Source organism: Hymenobacter sp. (genome assembly GCF_036388155.1).
In the GTDB taxonomy this organism is placed as follows: Bacteria; Bacteroidota; Bacteroidia; order Cytophagales; family Hymenobacteraceae; genus Hymenobacter.
This window is the reverse complement of record NZ_DASVSI010000114.1, coordinates 38,485-58,138: the sequence shown is the minus strand read 5'-3', so window position 1 is coordinate 58,138 and position 19,654 is coordinate 38,485. Positions and strand designations below refer to the sequence as shown.

Annotated in this window: 9 protein-coding genes; 5 read left to right on the top strand and 4 right to left on the bottom strand. The window is 63.2% G+C overall.

The window, feature by feature from the left end; genetic code table 11:
* The first annotated feature begins 118 nt into the window (after positions 1–118).
* The 4 genes from VF629_RS15515 (at position 119) to bshB1 (ending at position 4,333) form a co-directional block, all read left to right on the top strand.
* Positions 119–982 (top strand): sigma-70 family RNA polymerase sigma factor, encoded by an 864-nt coding sequence (locus VF629_RS15515; RefSeq protein ID WP_035566352.1) that lies wholly within the window; start codon positions 119–121, stop codon positions 980–982.
* 182 nt (positions 983–1,164) lie between these two features.
* Positions 1,165–2,100, top strand: a complete 936-nt coding sequence (trxB, locus tag VF629_RS15510; RefSeq protein ID WP_331059404.1) for a thioredoxin-disulfide reductase — start codon at positions 1,165–1,167, stop codon at positions 2,098–2,100.
* A 140-nt stretch (positions 2,101–2,240) separates the two neighbouring features.
* Positions 2,241–3,389 carry a M23 family metallopeptidase gene (locus tag VF629_RS15505; protein WP_331059403.1) on the top strand — a complete coding sequence of 383 codons (1,149 nt, stop codon included), beginning with the start codon at positions 2,241–2,243 and terminating at the stop codon, positions 3,387–3,389.
* Between the two features lie 224 nt (positions 3,390–3,613).
* The gene (bshB1, locus tag VF629_RS15500) at positions 3,614–4,333 is read left to right on the top strand and encodes a bacillithiol biosynthesis deacetylase BshB1 (RefSeq protein WP_331059402.1); all 720 of its coding nucleotides are present in this window, start codon (positions 3,614–3,616) and stop codon (positions 4,331–4,333) included.
* A 148-nt stretch (positions 4,334–4,481) separates the two neighbouring features.
* On the opposite strand, the gene VF629_RS15495 is transcribed toward bshB1, so the two are convergent.
* Both VF629_RS15495 and VF629_RS15490 read right to left on the bottom strand, forming a co-directional pair.
* The gene (locus tag VF629_RS15495; RefSeq protein WP_331059401.1) at positions 4,482–7,616 is read right to left on the bottom strand and encodes a glycoside hydrolase family 2 TIM barrel-domain containing protein; all 3,135 of its coding nucleotides are present in this window, start codon (positions 7,614–7,616) and stop codon (positions 4,482–4,484) included.
* Between the two features lie 254 nt (positions 7,617–7,870).
* Positions 7,871–9,841 carry a glycoside hydrolase family 2 protein gene (locus VF629_RS15490; RefSeq protein WP_331059400.1) on the bottom strand — a complete coding sequence of 657 codons (1,971 nt, stop codon included), beginning with the start codon at positions 9,839–9,841 and terminating at the stop codon, positions 7,871–7,873.
* Positions 9,842–10,639: 798 nt separating this feature from the next.
* Between VF629_RS15490 and VF629_RS15485 the strand changes: the two genes are divergently transcribed.
* Positions 10,640–15,058, top strand: coding sequence for a two-component regulator propeller domain-containing protein (locus tag VF629_RS15485; protein WP_331059399.1), 4,419 nt, complete (start codon positions 10,640–10,642; stop codon positions 15,056–15,058).
* A gap of 255 nt (positions 15,059–15,313) precedes the next feature.
* Here VF629_RS15485 and galA read toward each other — a convergent pair whose 3' ends face one another.
* Positions 15,314–18,160, bottom strand: a complete 2,847-nt coding sequence (gene galA / locus VF629_RS15480; protein ID WP_331059398.1) for a beta-galactosidase GalA — start codon at positions 18,158–18,160, stop codon at positions 15,314–15,316.
* A 219-nt stretch (positions 18,161–18,379) separates the two neighbouring features.
* On the bottom strand, positions 18,380–19,609 hold the full coding sequence (locus VF629_RS15475) for a glycan-binding surface protein (protein ID WP_331059397.1): 1,230 nt from the start codon (positions 19,607–19,609) through the stop codon (positions 18,380–18,382).
* Positions 19,610–19,654 lie beyond the last annotated feature (45 nt).

The window sequence follows — 19,654 nt, the reverse complement described above, 5'->3', positions numbered from 1 at the left end:
GACCGAAAGGCCCCGAACTAATGTCAGGGGGAGCCTGTTGGCTTCCTCTGACTTAGGGACTGGCCGGGCGGCTTTTTCTTACGTATAACCCCATCAGATATCGTTCTTACCTAGTCCCATGAGACAGCTAAAAATTAGTAAGCAGATTACCAACCGCGAAAGCCAGTCGCTGGACAAGTACCTCCAGGAGATTGGCAAGGTTGATTTGCTCACGCCCGACGAGGAGGTGACGCTCGCGCAGCGTATCCGCGACGGGGACCAACAAGCACTTGAGAAGTTGACCAAAGCCAACCTGCGCTTCGTGGTGTCGGTGGCTAAGCAATACCAGAACCAAGGCCTTTCGCTGGGTGACCTCATCAACGAGGGTAATCTTGGCCTCATCAAAGCCGCTAAGCGCTTTGACGAAACCCGTGGTTTTAAATTCATTTCCTACGCTGTGTGGTGGATTCGTCAGTCCATCCTGCAGGCCTTGGCCGAGCAGAGCCGCATTGTACGTCTGCCCCTGAACCGCGTCGGTTCGCTGAACAAAATCAGCAAATCCTTCTCGGAACTGGAGCAGAAGTTCGAGCGTGAGCCTTCGCCAGAAGAAATTGCCGAGGTGCTTGAGTTGACCACTTCCGAAGTGGTAGACACCTTGAAAATCTCGGGCCGCCACGTATCAGTGGATGCTCCTTTCGTACAGGGCGAGGAAAACCGTTTGCTCGACGTACTCGAAAACGAGGACGAAGAGTCGCCGGACATGGCCCTGATGAACGACTCGCTCCGCAAGGAGGTGCAGCGCGCCCTGAGCACGCTCACCAAGCGCGAGGCCGACGTTATCACGCTGTACTTCGGCCTGAATGGTGAAGCGGCGCTGACGCTGGAAGAAATTGGCGAAAAGTTTAACCTGACCCGCGAGCGCGTGCGCCAGATTAAGGAGAAGGCCATTCGTCGTCTGCGGCACACGTCGCGTTCGAAAGCGCTGAAGCCTTATCTCGGCTAATCGATTAGTTTTGCAGAACGAAAAACCCCGACCATTAGGTTGGGGTTTTTTGTACGGTTTTGCGCTTGTTGGCGTCTACCGGGTTGCTCCATCTTGTGAGCAGGCGTTGACGTTGCCAATCGCCGCGCCGGCCATCTTAATTTATCGATGCGTGAAATGACGTTTCGCGCCACTTATTGAACATGTCTGAACACATCAAATGCCTGATTATAGGCTCCGGCCCCGCCGGTTACACTGCCGCCATTTACGCTGCCCGGGCTAACATGGCGCCGGTGATGTACATGGGTTTGCAGCCCGGTGGGCAGTTGACCATTACCAACGACGTGGAGAATTTCCCTGGTTACGCCGATGGCGTGAACGGTCCTCAGATGATGGAAGACCTCAAAAAGCAGGCTTCCCGCTTCGGCACGGACATTCGCTATGGCATCGCGACTTCAGTGGACTTTTCGGTGACGCCGCGTAAGGTGACCATCGACGAGACTATTGAACTGACTGCCGATGCTGTGATTATTGCTACGGGTGCTTCGGCCAAGTGGCTGGGGCTGCCTTCGGAGGCCAAATTGAACGGCTCGGGTGTATCGGCTTGCGCGGTGTGCGACGGGTTCTTCTACCGTGGGCAGGAAGTGGCCATTGTGGGTGCCGGTGACACGGCCGCCGAGGAAGCCACGTACTTGGCCAACCTGGCGAGCAAGGTGACCATGATTGTGCGCAAGAGCGAGATGAAAGCCTCGAAAATCATGCAAAAGCGCGTGCTCGATAACCCCAAGATTGAAGTGCTCTTCGACACGGTGACCGATGAAATCTTGGGTGAGCACAGCGTGGAAGGCGTGCGCGTGAAAAACCTGCTCACGCACGAGACTCGCGAAATTGCGCTGACAGGCTTCTTTGTGGCCATCGGGCACGAACCAAACTCCAAAATTTTCCAGCCCTACCTGCATCACGACGAGCAGGGCTACCTGAAAACCATCCCCGGCAGCAGCAAGACCAACATCGACGGCGTATTTGCCTGCGGCGATGTGCAAGACTACACCTACCGGCAAGCCGTGACGGCTGCGGGCTCCGGCTGCATGGCCGCCCTGGACGCCGAGCGCTACCTGGCTGCGCTGGGCATACACTAAATTTTACTTTATCGAGTTAGTGATGACGTGTTAGAAAAGACGAGCTTTGTGGTTCGTTTTTTCTAACACGCTTTGTTTAGACCAAACGGCACGTCGGCGCAGGGAATACCGCTGCGCCGATTGCCTTTTTCTATTTGCTTTTGACTTTCCTAAGAATAACTTTTTGGCGGCCGGCTCTGCTATTGCTGTCGCTACTGCTGCTATTGGCGGGGCTAAATCCGGCGTTGGCTCAGCGCCGCAAAGCGCCCCGTACCAAAGCCAAGGCGGGCTCCACCACCGGTAAATCGGACTTCTTTCGGGTGAAAACGCCCAAGATGCGCTACGTCCGGCCCGACACCACCACCGTAATCGAAACCCAGGAGCTGCCGGACGACAACTCCGACGCCGCGAAGTCCATCTTTTTCAATCCGGCCAAAAAGCTCAGCATTGTGAGCGAAGACACCTCCCGCCTGAACGAGGGCGGACAGGAGATTGTGGAGATGTCGGAGGAAGTGCTCATTGACTCGTCGTGGGTGAAAGTGGCGGGCTATTATTCCATCTGGGACACGCACAGCGTGAACCCGTACCGAGTGGACGGCCGCACTTACCGCGACTCGCTCAAGCTGAAGCTGGTGGACCCGCCGCGGCAGCGCTACGCCAAAATGCCGTTGGTGTCTACCCCCGTCACGTCAGGATTTGCTTTCCGCGGCTACCGCTGGCACTACGGCATGGACCTGGACTTGGAAACGGGCGACTCCGTGAAGTCGGCCTACGATGGCGTGGTGCGCATCAGCGCCTGGGACGGCGGCGGCTACGGCAACTACGTGCTCGTGCGCCACTACAATGGCCTGGAAACCATTTATGGCCACATGAGCAAGACCCTCGTAACCGTGGGGACCTTCGTGAAAGCTGGCCAAATTTTGGGCTACGGGGGCAGCACGGGCCGTAGCTCCGGCTCGCACCTGCACTTTGAAGTGCGCTACCAAGGCAACCCCATAAACCCGGCCCTGATGTACGACTTTCCGGGCTATAAGCTGCGGAAAGATAACTTCACCATCACTTCTCAACTGTTCAACTACTACAGTCGCGCCCTGAGCCGTAGCCGCAGCAGCGGGAGCCGAAGTAGCAGCCGAAGCAGCAGTAGCAAGAGCGCACCGTCGCGGGCCCGGCAAGTGGTGACGCACAAGGTGCGCTCGGGCGATACCCTGTCGGAAGTGGCCGAGAAGTACGGCGTTGGCTTGAGTACACTGAAAAAGCTTAACCCTGGCGTGAGAACCTTGCAACCCGGCAAGCGGCTGCGGATTAAGTAGTCGTTCTTGCCTATATCCCCATCATTCTGCTGAGAGGGGCGAAGGCCTCACACCTGCTGCATTTGTCATCCTGGGCTCGCGAAGCATCTTATCAAACCACCCCATTTTGTTCAGCGGCGATGAGATGCTTCGCGAGCTGAGTGTGACCGGATGCCAGGCAGCGATGCTGCGGCTGCGCTCGGCAGGACGTTTTTTCTGTTCCATATCATTACACCCGCCCCGCTATGAAACTTGATGTTCTCGCCCTTGGCGCCCACCCCGACGACGTAGAAATGTCCTGCACCGGCACGCTACTGGCCAGCATGGCGGCCGGCAAGAAGGTTGGCATTATCGACTTCACGCGGGGCGAGCTGGGCACCCGCGGCACGCCGGCCATTCGGGCCGCCGAAGCCGCGGCTTCCTGCAAGATTTTGGGCATTGATGTCCGCGAGAACCTGGGCTTGCCCGATGGCTTTTTCCGCAACGACCGGGAACGCCAATTGCCGCTCATTGCTGCGATTCGTCGCTACCAGCCCGACGTGGTACTGGCCAACGCCGTTTCGGACCGGCACCCCGACCACGGGCGAGCTGCTCAGTTGGCCATCGATGCCTGCTTTTTGGCGGGCCTGCGCATGATTGAAACCCTGGGACCCGACGGCAAGCTCCAGGCTGCCTGGCGCCCCAAAAACGTGTACCATTACATCCAGGACCGGCAGCTGCCGCCCGCCTTTGTGGTCGACATTACCCCGCATTGGGCCAAGAAGTGGGAGGCCATTCAGGCTTTCAAAACCCAGTTCTTCAATCCCGACCTCGACGCCCCGCAGACCTATCTGTCCAGCCAGGAGTTTGGCCGGTTTATGGAGGCTCGGGCCCGGGAGTTCGGTCACATTATCGGCGTTGAGTTCGGCGAGGGCTTCACGGTGGCGCGTCCGGTAGGCGTGCGTGAGGTAGGGGACTTGCTGTAGACGAGCCGTTAGGACTAACTGTAGACGAACCGTTAGGACTAACGTTGGCTTGGCCAGGGTTTTTTGGGCTTCCTCGCCTAGCGCCCTATTGAAGGCTGGCGTTCCCAGCGCGAAAAGAACCTGAAGCCAACCGCCAGCCGGAGGTAACTTACGGCTGAGGAGCCTGCTGCTCGTCTACCAGCCGCAGGGTGTAGCTGTAGCTGTACTGCTTGTCGAGCAGGCGGTACGGGTCGTGCGGGAGGGCGCCCCAGCTATTGTCGCCGCCCACGCCGCGCTGCTTCAGGTCGACGTTGAGGAACACCCGCTCGTGGCGCTTCACGTTGGTGGTGTGCTGCTGTTTTTTCGTGAGGCCGGGGTCTAGCTCCTCGGTGCGCACGTCGAGCGCGCTGAAGCTGAGGGGTTGCAGTCCTTCCACGCGCAGGCCCTGGCCGGTGGCGTTGGTCAGGGTGAGCCAGCGCACGTCGGTGTGGTAGCCGCTTTCCTGCGGCCTGATGTAGGTGTTGGCAAACTGGTTGCGCACCGTGTCACGGTACACGCCGAGGAAGGCCGCGGAGTTGCGGTCGGCGTAATTTTCCCAGGGCCCGCGGCCGTAGTAGCCGAGGAGTTGGTAGCGGCCGGACAGCTCCAGGCGCATGCCAAAGCGCGGCATTTCGGGCAGGGACTTGCCGGTCATGTCAATGGCGGCGGTCACTTGCACGGCTCCGTCGGGGGCAATGAGGTAGTCCACGGTGTAGGGCACGTCGATGTCGGTAAGCAGGTACTTGACCTTGATGGGCAGGCCGGCGGCCGATTCTTCGCCCACCGTGACTTGCTGCACCTTGCGGGACGCGTGCGCCGTGCGCCACACCCCCATTGTCTGGGGCATGTTGCTGCCGAAGTCGTTGTCGGTGGGGGCGCGCCAGAAGTAGGGCTCGGGGTATTGGTTGAACAGCCACTTGTCACGCATCTGGTAGCTGGTCAGCCGGCCTTGGGCGGTGTTGAATTCTCCCCGGACTTCGCCGGCCGAAAAGGTCAGCTTGTCGCCTTCGCGCTTCACTTGCAAGCGGCTGGTGGCCACGGCCGGCTTGCCAAAGTAGCTGCTGGCTGGGGTGAGCAGGAATTGCTCGCGGGCGACTTCGTGCTTGGCAGGCACCAGCGGCGCGGCGGTGTTGGTTTGGGCAAATACGTTGAGCACGTACTCGTTGCCCGGCGCCGGTGGCATGGTCGGTAGGGGAAGCTTTACCTCTTGCTGCTGGCGCGGCTTCAGCTTGCTGAGGGCAAAGGTGCCGGTTTTCACCGTTTGACCGTTTTTCTGGAGCTCCCAGTGGAAGGTGTAGCCGGCCAGGGTGTTGAACGTGAATCCGTTGTGCACCGTGATGCGGCCCGTGGCGGGTTGCGCTGCGCTGAAGCGGATGTCTTGGTAGCCTTTTTTCACTTCCCACAACCCCGGATGCGGGCGCCGGTCCGACGACACCAGGCCATCGGCGCAGCCGTTTTCGTCGTTCCAGCGGTTGTAGCCGCCCAGGTCGCCGCCGTAGGCAAAGTAGGGCAGGCCGTTGTCGGTAGCCGCTAAGCCTTGGTCGACCCAGTCCCAGATGAAGCCGCCCTGCATGTGCGGCTTGCTCCGAATCAGGTCCCAATACTCCGGGAAGTTGCCCTGGCCGTTGCCCATGGAGTGCGCGTATTCGCACATGATGTACGGCCGCTTCACGTTCTTGGCGTTGGCGTAGGCGCGCATCGAGCCCATGCCGGGGTACATGGGGCTCACGATGTCGGTGTTTTCCTGTTCGCCGGCCTGCTCAAACAGCACCGGGCGGCTGGGGTCGCGCTGCTTGAGCCACTTGTACGCTTGGTGGAACACGGGCCCATTGCCGCACTCGTTGCCCATGCTCCACAGGATGACGGAAGGGTGGTTTTTGTCGCGCTCCATCATCCGCTCGATGCGGTCTTGGTGCGCGGGCGCCCAGGCCGGCAGGTAGGCCACGTGGCGCAAGGTGTCGAAGCGGCCCTGCCACATGGCGCCCATGTGGTGGCTTTCGATGTTGGCCTCGTCGACCAGGTACATGCCGTACTCGTTGCAGAGCTGGTACCACCGCTCGTCGTTGGGGTAGTGGCTGGTGCGCACGGCGTTGATGTTGAACTTCTTCATCAGGGCCAGGTCCTGGCGCATGCCGGCCTCGGTTACCACCCGGCCGGTGGTGGGCTCCCACTCGTGGCGGTTCACCCCATGCACTTCGATGGGCTGGCCGTTTACCAGCAGCTGAGCGTTCTTGATTTCAACCTTGCGGAAGCCGATTTGGCAGCCCGTGATGGCCAACGGCTTGCCCTGCGGGTCGGCCAAGGTGAGGCGGCAGCGGTAAAGCACGGGAATTTCGGCGCTCCAGGCTTGCACGTTTTTCACCGTGCCGTGCAGGCTCACCACCTGGGTGCCGCTGGCCGGCAGCGCGCCCACGGGCTGCTGCTGGCGGAGCACGGTTTTGCCGCTGGGGTCCAGGACTTCCACGGTCAGGCGGCCGGGCTGGCCGGCAGCGGCCGCGAAGTTGCGCAGCGTGACGTCGGCGCTAAATTGGCCGTTTTTGTAGCTCGGGTCGAGGTCGGCGTGGGTGAAAAAGTCCCACACGGTTTGCTTGGGCAGGCTGTAGAGGTACACGTCGCGGTCGAGGCCCGACACCCGCCAGAAGTCCTGGTCTTCGAGGTAGCTGCCGTCGTGCCAGCGCATTACCTGCACGGCCAGCGTGTTTTCGCCCGGCTTGAGGTATTGGGTGATGTCGAACTCGGCGGGCGACTTGGCCACCTTGCTCATGCCCACGCGCTGGCCGTTGACGAACACAAACGCGCAGCCCGAGATGGAGCCAAAGTTGAGCAGCACCTCGCGCCCCGCCCAGCCGGCGGGCACGGTAAAGGTGCGCCGGTAGCTGCCCACCGGGTTGTCGCGCCCGTCGATGAAGGGCGGATTCTTGGGGAATGGGTAAACGATGTTGGTGTAAATCGGCGTGCCAAAGCCTTTTAGCTCCCAGTTGGAAGGAACGGCAATGGTTTGCCAGGCTTTGTCGTCGAAGCCCGGCTGCTGGAAATCCACCGGGCGCTGGGCAGGCCGAGCCACGTAGTTGAATTTCCAGGGGCCGTTGAGCGACTGGAAGTAAGGCGACTGCTGATAATTGTTGGCTAGGGCGTCGGCGGCGCGTTCGTACACCATGAAGCTGGCGTGCGGCTTCTCCTTGCGCTGCTCAAATACTTCCGGGTTTTCCCATTCGGAAGGGGTGGGCTGGGCCAGCAACGGGCCCGCTCCGAGGAGCGCGGCCAAAAAGCAGAAGGAACGTAATCGGAACATTGACACGGGCAGAAAAACGAGAAACGAAATCGAAAAAACTTTAGAAACCACCCAATTTAACCGTTCTGCCGAGCCCCGCTGAGGCCCCTCGCTAGCTCCGTTGAATCGAAGGTTAGCCAGCCAACGCATGGATTACCGCCACGTGCAAGATGCCTCGGCGGCGCTTGGCAGAACGCACTTTTTGTTGGGGCCCGGGTGTAACGCTTACCGCACGAAGCCCTTGTCGGCTAGTGCCCACCCGCCGCGCCGCCCGCAGCACCCGCAGCGCGCGACGTGCTTTTGGAAGGCGCGCTTTTGGAAGTTGTTTTGCCGGTGGGGGCGGCCTCCTGTTTTTTGCGCGCGTAGTACGCCTGCAAGGTGCCGAATGCTAACTTCTTGATGCCCCGCTCCGAAACGAGCCCCTTGCGGTTGTAAAAATCCTGCACGCCCGGCAAGGGCCGGCGGGCCGAGTGGAAATCCATCAGAATCCAGGGCGAGGCCCCGCGCAGAAACGGAATCTTGTCCATCATCGCCAGGTTGTTTTTGAACACCGCGTCCTGGTATTCCTCGGTCCAGCGCTCGTCGGCGGGGCCGTGGCGGCCTTGCAGGGCATCGCCGCCAAACTCGCTCAGTATCATGGGCTTGTTGTACACGGTTTTCCAGCGCACGTCGCCGCAGGATTCCGGCGCGCCGTAGTACCAGCCGCAGTAGTTGTTTACGCCCAGCACGTCCAGCTCCTGGCCCAGGGGGTCGTCCACGGTGCGCTCGCCGGCGGCCGAGGTGTGGATTTCCAGCGCGCCCGTAATCAGGCGGCTGGGGTCGAGGGCGCGGGCCGTGCGCACCAACGAAGTCAGGAAAGCCTGACGCGGGCCGCCGGGCGGCGTTTCGTTGGCCACCGACCAGAGCAGGATGGACGCCCGGTTGCGGTCGCGGGTAATCATTTCGGTGAGCTGCTGCTGGGCGTTGGCCAGCACGGCGGGGTTTTCCCACTCAATGGTCCAGTACACCGGAATTTCCGACCACACCAGGATGCCCAGGCGCTCGGCCTCGCGCACCATGTCCTCGTTGTGCGGGTAGTGGGCCAGGCGCACGAAGTTGCAGTTCAGCTCCTTGGCCCAGCGCAGCAAGGTGCGGCTCTCTTCCAGGGTGGTGATGCGGCCGCCCGTTTGGGGGGCCACTTCGTGGAGGCAGATGCCGCGCAGGTACACCGACTGGCCGTTGAGGAGGATGTCCGGGCCGCGGGTTTCGATGGTGCGGAAGCCAATGGAGTCCTGGTACACGTCGCGGCCGCTGCTCACGCGCACCAAGTAGCGGCGCGGGTGCTCGGGGGCCCAGCGCTCCAGCCGCTTCACCCGGCCGGTCACTTTGGCGTAGCCCTCGGCGTTGGGCGTCACGGTGGTCGAGAACCGGGCTTCCGGGATGGCCACCGTCACGGGCTGCCCGCGCTGGGGCCCGTCGAGCTGCACCCAGCCGTCGAGCTCGTCGGCGCTGCCTTTCTTGAGCTGCACCACGGCTTCGCGCACGAAGGTTTCGGGGGTTTCGACGAGCTTCACCGAGCGGGTGAGGCCGCCGAAGTTCCACCAGTCGCTGTTGTTGGTCGGGATGTCGGTGCGGTGGCGGGTGTTGTCCACCTTCACAATCACGAAGTTGTCGCCGTCCTTCACCTCGTCGGTCACGTCGAAGTTGAAGGGCGTGAACCCGCCCACGTGCCCGCCCAGCAGCTGGCCGTTGAGGTACACCTTGGCGTCGTAGTTGGCGGCGCCGAAGTACAGAAACTGCCGTTTCCTGGGCGTTTTCCGGGCAGTAAAATTCTTCTTGTACCAAATCGTGCCCTCGTAGAAAAACAGTTTTTCCTGCTGGGTGTTCCAGTCGCCGGGCACGCGCAGCTGCTCGGCCGTGTCGAAGTTGTACTCCACCAGCTCGCTCTTGTTCTGGGGCTGCTGGTTGCGGAAGTAGCCGTTGGGCGAGGGCACGTAGCGGTAGCTGTAGTACCCGTTTTCCATGGGGTCGATGATGCAGCGCCACGTCCCGTCCAGGCTTTGGGCCGCGCGGTTGGGCACGTTGGTGAGCAGCGGGTCGGGCGGGCGCACCGTCGGGTCGAAGCGCGAGCGGGCGTCCTGGGCGGCGGGCGGCGGGCTGGTCGGGGGCGTGGCCGACTGGGCCGCCGCGCAGAGGCTGGCCAGCCACAGGGCCGGCGCGGCGAGTCGAAGCAAGGTCATGGGTGGGAAGATAAATGGGACAGCACAGAAGCTGGTGGCTTGTTTGGCTCCGGCGGGAGCCACCCCGTGGGCACGGCGCCGCCGGAACATAGTCGTTTTTGCTTGTTTGTTTTCTACCGGCGGGGCGTTCGGCAGGAACCAAAGTACCGCGTAAAGCCCCGCAGCAACCCCGGTCCTTTCCAAACGCCGGTTGCAGGCAGGGTTGCCGCAAGGCATGGTCGCCTATCAGCGGCAAGAAGCAATTAATGCAAATGCCGTTTGACAGGCCGCTCCAACAATTGCTACTGAAAGGGCACCAGCCGCTTAAGAACGAGTCAATCCAGTGTCACTTGGCTGGGGCCTGGGCCCGCAACTCACAAACGCACAGCACCAGCCGGCCACCTGCCCGACATGTTCCCACCAGTACCGGACAAGAAAAACGCTTGTTATCAAAGCCCGGGCCGGCGCACTCACAACGCCGGGGAGCATAAAGCCACGTTTTCATTGGTTCGGCTGGCGCCGCACGTTCGTTATTTCATTGAGTTACCTAGTAGAGTAAGAGTGGATGGGCTCTTGGTTGCCGGAAACGGTTGCGGAAAGGCTCGCTTGGTTGTGAAAAAATTGAGTGTTAGCCCAAGCGAGCGTTTCGTTGCAGAATCGACGCAACCGAAAGCTGCTGTCTAATTGGGAATTTTTGATGAAGCAGCAGGCCAAAAGTACTGGGTGGGCAACCGCCCTCAGCAGGGCATTTTAAGCAAAAACAGGTGGCAAATTCTGAGTAAGCGCGGCTTTTACTGCCAAATCACCAATGGATGGGGCATGGAAATTTCCCTCAACCTGTTATTTTCGACGCTTCCCGCGGCGGCGGCCCAGCGCCTTGCTGCCAATTCGATTGTCCGGCGGAAGCCCCGCCGCTCCACCCAAGCCTCTGCTTTCCCACCCGTGCACTTGCTCCCTTCCCTGAAACGTATAATTACTCCCGCCGGGCTCCTGGGCCTGCTGCTGGCGCTGGCCGTGCCCCTGCGGGGCCCCGGCCAGGTGCTGGCGCCCCGGGATTTTCGGTTCGACCACCTGACCGTGGACCAGGGCCTCTCGCACAGCGACGCCATTGCGGTGGCCCAAGACCGGGCGGGTTTCATTTGGGTGGGCACCCACCGCGGCCTCGACCGCTACGACGGCTACGGCCTCAAACAGTACACCCTGCCCATCAACGCGCGCAACGGCATTTCCGGCAACCGCATCAAGACCTTGGCGGCCCTGCCCGACGGCCGCGTGTGGGTGGGCACCGAGCACACCGGGCTGGGCCTCTACGACCCCGCGGGGGACCGGCTGCTGACCTACGACGAAAGCCAGGTGGCGCCCCCTTTCCGCCCGCTGATGCGGCGCTTGGCGCTGTGCGAAATCTCGGCCCTTGCGTCCGACCGGACGGGCCGCCTTTGGGTGGGCACCGCGGAGGAGGGCCTCTTTGTGCTGGGCTTCGACGGCCAGGGCCGGCTGAGCAGCCTGCGCCAGGTGCCGCCGCCCGCCGAAGCCCCTGCCCAACACTACCGGGTCACGGCCCTGGCCGCCGACGCGGAAGGCAAAATATGGGTGGGCACCACCAACGCCGGCTTGCGCGTGATTCGGCCCGAAAGCCGGGACCTGACGGCCGAGGCCACCCCGCTCACGGCGCGCATCGCGCGGGTCCACGTGGACTGGCGCGGCGACTTGTGGATAGCCGCCGACCACCAGGTGCTGTGGGTGAGCGGCGCCAACCGCCGCACCGTGCGCGAGCTCGGCGCCCACCCGCTGCCGTACGTATTTCCGCAGCTGCAGGCGCTGCTGCTCGACTCTTTTGGCCGCTTGTGGGTGGGCAGCATGTTCGGGCTTTACGTGTGGGATGCCGGCACGTTGGCGGGCAATGCGGCCCCGCTGCGGGCGGCCCCGCCGGCGCTGCTCCTGCCGCAGGAGGGCGAGCAGCACAGCGTGAACTCCGAGCGCATTCACCAGCTGCTGGAAGACCGCAACCACATCGTGTGGGTGGGCACCACGGCCGGCGGGCTCAACAAAGTCGACCTGTACCAGAAGCCCTTTGGGCAGCTGCGCCGCCAGCTTTCGGCCGGGGCCACCCTGCCCAACAACTACGTCAACTCCGTGTACCGGGAAGAAGGCACCAACCTGCTGTGGATGGGCACGCGCAACGGCATCGCCGCGTACGACCTGGTCCGCAAAACGTACCGCAACTATTTCAGCCAGAACGGCGCCGGCAACACCGAGGCCGTGGACGTGGCCCCCATCCTCAAGGCCAGCAACGGGACGCTGTGGTTCGGCGCCCGCGGGCCCGGCCTGATAAGCCTGACCCGGCGCGGGGGGCGCGACGTCCTCGTGACCCACGACACGCTGGCGGGCGGCGTGTCCCTGGCCCACACCAACATCGAAAGCCTGGCCGAAGACCGGTTTGGCAGCCTCTGGGTGGGCACCATGTACTCCGGCCGCGGGCTGGTTCGCCTCAGCCCGGACGGCAAGCTGCTGCGCAACTACCGCACCACCAACAGCAACCTGCCCACCAACAACTTCACGTTTCTGCTGTACGACAAGCGGCAGGACGTGCTCTGGGCCAGCACCATGGACCAGGGCCTGCTGAAGCTACGCGTCACGGCCGACTCGCTGGTGCTGCTCAAGCAGTTCCGGCACACCGCCGGGCGGCAGGGCCTGCGCGTGAACTACGTGTGGCCCTTGCTGCTCGACCGCCAGGGCACCCTCTGGATTGGCACCATCGGGGGCGGCCTGCACCAGCTCACCACCGATGCCCGCGGCCAGGAAGTGGTGCGCAGCTACGCCCAGTACCTGCCCGAGAGCGACGTGGAGAGCATTTTGGGCGACGACGAGGGCAACCTGTGGATAGGCGGGTCGGGGCTGTACCGCTTCACGCCCGCCAGCCGCCACTACCTGCGCTACGACGTGGCCGACGGGCTGCAAAGCAACTCGTTTAAGATTGCCTCGGCGGCCCGCGCGCAGGACGGCACGCTGTATTTCGGGGGCATCAACGGCGTTAGCTACTTCCAGCCGCACGCCATTCAGCCCAACCGGTTTGCGCCGGTGGTGCAGATTACCGGCCTGCGCATTGCCAACCAGCCCGTGGCCGTGGGCAAGCCCTTCAACGGCCGCATCTTGCTGCCCAAGCCCTTGTCGGAACCCCAAACCGTGACCATTGAGGCTTCGCAGAACGATTTTTCGGTGGAGTTCGTGGCGCTGAACTACGCTAACTCCCAGAAAAACCGCTACGCTTACCGGTTGGAGGGCTACAACAACGACTGGGTGTACCCGCCGGCGGGCCAGCGCACGGCCAACTTTGCCAACCTGGCGCCCGGCCGCTACGCCTTTTTGGTGAAAGCGAGCAACGGCGAAGGAAAATGGTCGGAAGAGGTGCGCTCGCTGCAGTTCGACGTGCGGGCGCCCTGGTGGAAAACCGGCTGGGCCTACCTGCTCTACGGGGCCATTGCCCTGGCCGGCGTGGCCGTGTACCGGCGCGTGGAAATGTCGCAGCAGGAGCTGCGGAACAAGCTGCATTTGGAGCAGTACCAGACCGAAAAAGAAAAGGAGCTGACCAACCTCAAGCTGGGCTTCTTCACCAACGTTTCGCACGAGTTGCGCACGCCGCTCACGCTGATACTCGGGCCGATGGAGGAAATCATGAGCAGCCCGGGGCCCGTGGCCAACCTGCGCGACAAGGTGCAGCTCATGCACAAGCAAACGCGCAAGCTGCTCGACTTGGTAAACGAGCTGCTGGACTTCCGCAAGGTGGAAACGGGCAACGTGCCCCTGCGCGCCGCCCGCGCCGACGTGGTGGAATTCCTGCGCGACACGCACGCCATGTTCCGGCACAAGGCCGAGGAGCGGCAGGTGGAGTACCAACTCGACTTGCCCGCCGAGCCGGTGCGGCTGTACTTCGACCGCAGCAAGCTGGAAATCATTCTCACCAACCTGCTGGCCAACGCTTTCAAATACACCCGCCACAAAGGGCGGGTGGCCTTCACGGCCACCGTGGTGGGCAACCCCGGCGGCGAGGCCGAGTACGGCGAGGACAACAAGCTGGTGGGCAACTACCTGAAAGTGTACATCAGTGACACGGGCGTGGGCATCAAACCCCAGGAGCTGGACCACATTTTCGACCCGTATTACCAGGCTTCGCACACCAATACCTTGCGCATGACGGGCACGGGCATTGGCCTCTCGCTGGCCAAGCAGTTCGCCGAGCGGCACGGGGGGCGCCTGACCGTGGCCTCGGCCGAAGGGCGCGGCACCACCTTTGAGCTGCGCCTGCCCTTTGGCCGCCAGCACCTGCGCCCCGGCGACCTGTACGAGCCCGAACCCGACGAGCAATCGGCCCCGCCGGAGCCGGAAACGGCGTTGGAGGAAAGCGCGTTGCTGCCGCTGGCCGGCGCCGCGGCGGCCGCGGCCCGGGCGCCGCGCTTGCTGCTGGTGGAAGACAACGACGAGGTGCGCCAGTACCTGGAGCAGCTCTTCGCGGCCGACTACGAGGTGGTCACGGCCGAGGACGGCCTGGCGGGCTGGGACGCGGCCCTGCGCCAGTTGCCGGACCTGATACTGAGCGACGTGATGATGCCGCGCAGCGACGGCCTGGAGCTGTGCCAGCGCCTGAAGCAGCACCCCAACACGGCGCACATCCCCGTGCTGCTGCTCACGGCCCGCACCGCCGAAACCCACGAGCTGGAAGGGCTGGGCATGGGCGCCGACGAGTACGTGAGCAAGCCCTTCAACCCCATTTTGCTGCAAGCCAAGGTGGCTGCGCTGCTGCGCAACCGGCGCAAGCTGCACGAGTTTTACCAGCGCCAGATTCTGCTCGAACCCACCGACATCGTCGTGGCCGACGCCGACCGCGAATTCCTGGCCCGCGCCATGGCCGTGGTGGAGCAGCACCTCGACCACCCGGATTTCAACGTGCAGGTGCTGGTGAAGGAAATGGCCATGAGCCAAGCGGGTTTCTATCGGCGCATCAAAAGCATTAGCGGCCAGACGGCCGTCGAGTTCATCCGCGACGTGCGCATGAAACGCGCCGCCCAGCTGCTGGCCCAAACCCAGATGCGCGTCTCGGAAGTGGCCATGGAAGTGGGCATCAAAGACGATAATTACTTCCGCAAAGCCTTCCACAAAATTTACAACGTCTCGCCGTCGGAATACGCCAAGCAGCACCGCCATACCCGGGAAACCGCGGCGTCGGCCGCAACAGCGGAGTAGCTTGGCGGTGGTGGTGGGGCGGCGTGCGGGGGTGCGGCCCGTCAGCCTAGCGCCTACGGCTCGGGGCTTTCTCCAGCGGAGGCAGGAGCCCCAGCACAAGCAAGAGCCCTTATAAACAGAAAGCCCCACTGCGACCAGCAGTGGGGCTTTCTGTTTCGGTTGATTTCAGCGCAGTCTTTTTTGCCTGAGTGAGGCGCCTTGCTCGGCAGGGGTGAAGGTGGCCGCGCCGAACCTTATTCCTGCAAAAACGCTGTCTTAACGCGCCTTGTCAGCGGTGAGCTTGAGCGTGGCCGGCTTGAGGCCGGGCGCGGTGGCCGTGAGCGTGAGCGTGCCCGAAGCGCCGGTGGTTTGCACCAGCACCTGGGCCAGGCCGTTGAACGCCTTGCGGTGCCAGGCCGCGGCGGGGGTCACGATTTGCAGCAGGCCGGGGTCGGTGTTGAAGCTTTCCCAGCTGTGCTTTTTCACAAAGGGCGTGGCCATCACCATCAGCTCGTTGCGGCCCACTTTGAGAACCTTCTTGTCGAGCACAAAAGAGTCGGCCTTGTTGCTGACTGCCAAGTTCCTGGCCAGCGGCTGGCCGTTGAGGTACAGCGCCTGCTCGGGGCCGAGGCTGCGGTAGAAAAACGTGACGGTCGCGGCCGGGTCGAGCGCGGGCACTTCAAAGCTGCCGCGGTATACGTAGGCCTTGGGCTGCGGCGCGGTGGGCATCACGTCGGGCGGGCGGGTGCTGTAGGCGGGCGCCCAGGTTCCCACCGAAGCCGTCAGGTTTTCGGGGGCCAGGTTCTCGGCCGGCCGCTCTTCCAGCTTGCTGATGCGCACCGTCTGAATGGTTTCCAGAAACTTATCGGCTTCCAGGGAAGTAGGGTCGCCGTTGCCCACGCCAATGATTTTACCGGGCCCGCTGAGGGCAAAGCTGACGTCGTTGCCCGCGGTGGGCATCAACAGCTGGTTTTTGTCCTGCAGGCGCACGGTCACCACGCTCACGTCCTGGCGGTTGGCGCTCAGCGTGGTGCGGTCGGCCGCCAGGGCCAGCGCAGTGGCGGGGCCGGTGGTGCGCACCACGTCGGTCAGGGTTTTCTGGCCCGCGCGGTAGCCCACGGCTTCCAGCGTGCCGGGAGTGTACGGCACCTGCCAGCTCAGGTGGCCGTTGCGGGGCATGGGCTGGCGGCCCAGGCTTTTCTTGTTTAGGTAGAGCTCTACTTCGTCGCAATTGCCGTAGGCCACCACTTCCACGGGCTGGCCTTCGCGGCCGGGCCAGTTCCAGTGGGGCAGCAGGTGCAGAATGGGCTCGGTGCCCCACCAGGCGCGCAGGTAGTAGGCGTTGTCTTTGGGGAAGCCGCACAGGTCCAGCATGCCGAACGACGACACGTTGGCCGGCCATTGGAAGGGCGACGGCTCGCCCCGGTAGTCGAAGCCCGTCCAGATGAACATGCCCGCCAGGTAGGGCCGCGCCGCGTAGTGCTGCCAGCCTTCTTGCAGGGTGCTGCCCAGGCCCTTGCGGTCGTAGGCCACGGCGTAGCTCTGCCCGGGTGCCACCTGGTAGATGCCGCGGGTGGCGTGGGTGGCGCCTTCTTCGGTGCCCATGCCGGCCTGGTTGGGGAACTTGGCGTGCTGGGCGTCGGTGCTGCCGTGCACGATGTAATTGTAGCCCATCACGTCGACCACCGTCGAGATGCCATTGCCCCAGCCGCCGCTGATGGCCACCGTGACGGCGCGCGTCGAGTCCAGGGTTTTGGCGTGGCGCTGGGCGGCGGCGGCCAGGCGGGCGCCGGTTTCGTTGCCTTCCACGCTCCACTCCTCGTTGCCCATCGACCAGGCGATGACGCTGGGGTGGTTGCGGTCGCGCTCCATCAGGCGGCGGGCATCGGCCAGGTGCAGGGCCGAGGACCCCAGCAGGCGCACTTCGTCCAGCACCAGCATGCCCAGCCGGTCGCAGGCTTCCAGCAGCTCGGGCGTGGGCGGGTTGTGCGAGCAGCGGTAGGCATTCACGCCCATGGCTTTGAGGGTGCGAATGCGGAAGTCCTGCAGGGCATCGGGGAGGGCGGCGCCCACGCCGGCGTGGTCCTGGTGGTTGTTGGTGCCGTGCAGCGCAACGCGCTGGCCGTTCAGGAAAAAGCCCTGGTTGGCATCGAAGCGCACGGTGCGCACGCCGAACATGGTGTCGTAGCGGTCGGCTACTTGCCCGCCCTGTTTCACCCGGGTGCGCAGCTGGTAGCGGTAGGGGTCGTCCAGCGACCACAGCCGCGCCTGCGGCAGGGCCACGGTGGTGCTCAACTCCTGGCGGGCCAGGGCGCGCAGGCTCACGCGCTGCGCGGGGCTGCTGGCCACGGTCTTGCCGCTGGCGTCCACTATTTCCTGGGTTACCTCCACGGTTTGGGCCGTGGAGCCGTCGTTGACAAGGGTGGTGCGGGCGGTTACGGCGGCCCCGGCCCCGGCGGGCGCGGTGCTCACGAAGGTACCGTTGTAGGCCACGTGCACGGGCGCGGTTTTGCTCAGCCACACGTGCCGGTAGATGCCAGCGCCTTCATAAAACCACCCTTCTTCCATGGTGGCGTCCACGCGCACGGCCACCACGTTGTCGCCGCCGTAGTTGAGGTAGTCCGAGATGTCGTACTGAAATCCGTTGTAGCCGCTGGGCTCAGTGCCCAGGTGGTGGCCGTTTATCCAGACCTGGGAGTTGCGAAACACGCCATCGAATTCCAGCGCCAGGCGCCGGCCCAGGTCAGTGGCCGGCACCTTGAAGGACTTGCGGTACCAGCCCACGCTGCTCTCGGGGAAGGGCCGGCCAATGGCCTTGAAGCCGTGGCTCAGGCTGGCTTTGGGGCTGAAGCCCACCTCCACGGCCCAGTCGTGGGGCAGGTCGAGCTGCCGCCAGCTGCGGTCGTCGAAGCCGGGCGCGGCGGCGCCGTCGCCGTAGCCGGTTTTGGCATAGTAGGAGAAAGAGCCCGTGCCGTGGTTGAAGTCCAGCTGGGGGTCGAAGGCGTGGCCGTAAGCGAAGCGCCAGTCAAAGTCCATCAGCAGGCGCTCGCGGCCGGGGGCCTGCGCCGCCGCGCCACGGCCCAGCAACAGGCACACGGCCAGCAGGTAAAATAGTTTTTTCATAGGGAAATGGAGAGTTAAGCAAGTCAGCCGCGTTGTTCTGCAGAAAGCGGCCAGGCCTTCAATAAGACGGCTGACTTCTCTCGCCGCGTGGCCTCTGACGAAGCCACGTGGGTACTGGAAGTCAGCCGTAGTACTGCTCTGTTTCAGAGCGGAATCACTGGCGGCAGGGAGCCGCGTGGTCGCGCCCGGAGGGCTTCGCCATCCTCACTCCGAACTGCTTCAGTTGATGATTTTTACCACCCGGATGTTGTCGATGGCAATGTCGAGCTTGGCAAGCGGGGTGTTCGTGTCGTTCACGTACATGAACTTAATCACCTCGTTGATGCCTCCCAGCAAGTCATTGACCGTGGCGGCGCCGGCGCCGGTGCCATCGGCCCCGTTGGCTTTTAGCCTGAACTGGTTGAAGGGCACAGTAACGGTGGTCCACCCCGTGGTCTTGAAATTGGGCGTGGTTTTCCAAGGCTCGTAGCGGTACATGTAATTCCAGGTGCCGCCGGGAGGCGGGCCAATGAAGATGACCCCGGTGCTCAGCGGCTCTTTCGTGAAAATCTCGAACTTCATCGCGTAGTTGGCCGCCGGCTCGCTCATGGCGCTGGCGGGCAGCCAGTCGAAGGCTCCCGAGAAGATGGACCTTTTGCCATCCGAGTACCCCCAGTTATTGCCCGAGATGTTGTCGCCGGTCAGGCGGGCGTAGTTGCCCCGGGCGCCGGGGTAGGCCACGGCGTCGTTGCTGATGGTAGAGCCCGTGGCCGTGCCGCCCACGCCGTCGAAGTTGAGCAAGGTGCCGGCCGCATCGTTCAGGCGGAAGACGGACGCGGTGGTGCCGAACTGGGTTTGCACCGTGACGGGGCCGGGCTGCGCGCCCTGCGGCACTTTAATCCGCAGCTCGGTGCCGGCGTCGTTGCCCGTGAAGTCGGTGACTTCCACGTTGTTGCTCCCGACCGTTACCTTCTTAATCAGGTAAAGGAAGTTACCCGCGACGGTGATGTCCTGGCCGGGACTGGGGTACTCGTACGAGGCACTGGTGAGCGCCGGCGCGGGCGCCAGCACCGGGAAGTCGTACACCAGCTCGCCGCCGGCCGTTATCACCTGAATTTTGTTGAAGAGTTCGGGTTTCACTTTGGCGAACGGGAGGTCGGCTGGGATGTTGACGACGATGCTCTCGTCGGAAAACAACGCGCTGTTGAACGTGCCGGGCACGCCGTCGAACAGCACCGCTTTGGTGCTGCGCAGCTTGCTGCCCTGGATGACGATGGCCGTGCCCGGCCGCACTCGGGTCAGGACGGAATCGTTGGGCGCCGCCAGGTAGGCCCGAATGCCGCTGATGGTGGGAGGGCCGTCGGGATTAAACTCGGCGTCTTCCTTCTCGCAGGAGGTCTGCGTGAAGGCCAGGCCGGTGAAGAGCATCAGAAGGGTAGCCTTCGGAAAAATGCCAAATGTCTTTTTCATGATAATTAAAAGCGTTGAGGGGAAAGCTTAAGACTGGTTCTTAAG

Excerpts from the sequence above, each read along its gene's own strand:
- VF629_RS15515 (WP_035566352.1), top strand. The coding sequence starts at position 119 with ATGAGACAGCTAAAAATTAGTAAGCAGATTACCAACCGCGAAAGCCAG.
- trxB (WP_331059404.1), top strand. The coding sequence starts at position 1,165 with ATGTCTGAACACATCAAATGCCTGATTATAGGCTCCGGCCCCGCCGGT.
- bshB1 (WP_331059402.1), top strand. The coding sequence starts at position 3,614 with ATGAAACTTGATGTTCTCGCCCTTGGCGCCCACCCCGACGACGTAGAA.
- VF629_RS15490 (WP_331059400.1), bottom strand. The coding sequence starts at position 9,841 with ATGACCTTGCTTCGACTCGCCGCGCCGGCCCTGTGGCTGGCCAGCCTC.
- VF629_RS15485 (WP_331059399.1), top strand. The coding sequence starts at position 10,640 with ATGGAAATTTCCCTCAACCTGTTATTTTCGACGCTTCCCGCGGCGGCG.
- galA (WP_331059398.1), bottom strand. The coding sequence starts at position 18,160 with ATGAAAAAACTATTTTACCTGCTGGCCGTGTGCCTGTTGCTGGGCCGT.
- VF629_RS15475 (WP_331059397.1), bottom strand. The coding sequence starts at position 19,609 with ATGAAAAAGACATTTGGCATTTTTCCGAAGGCTACCCTTCTGATGCTC.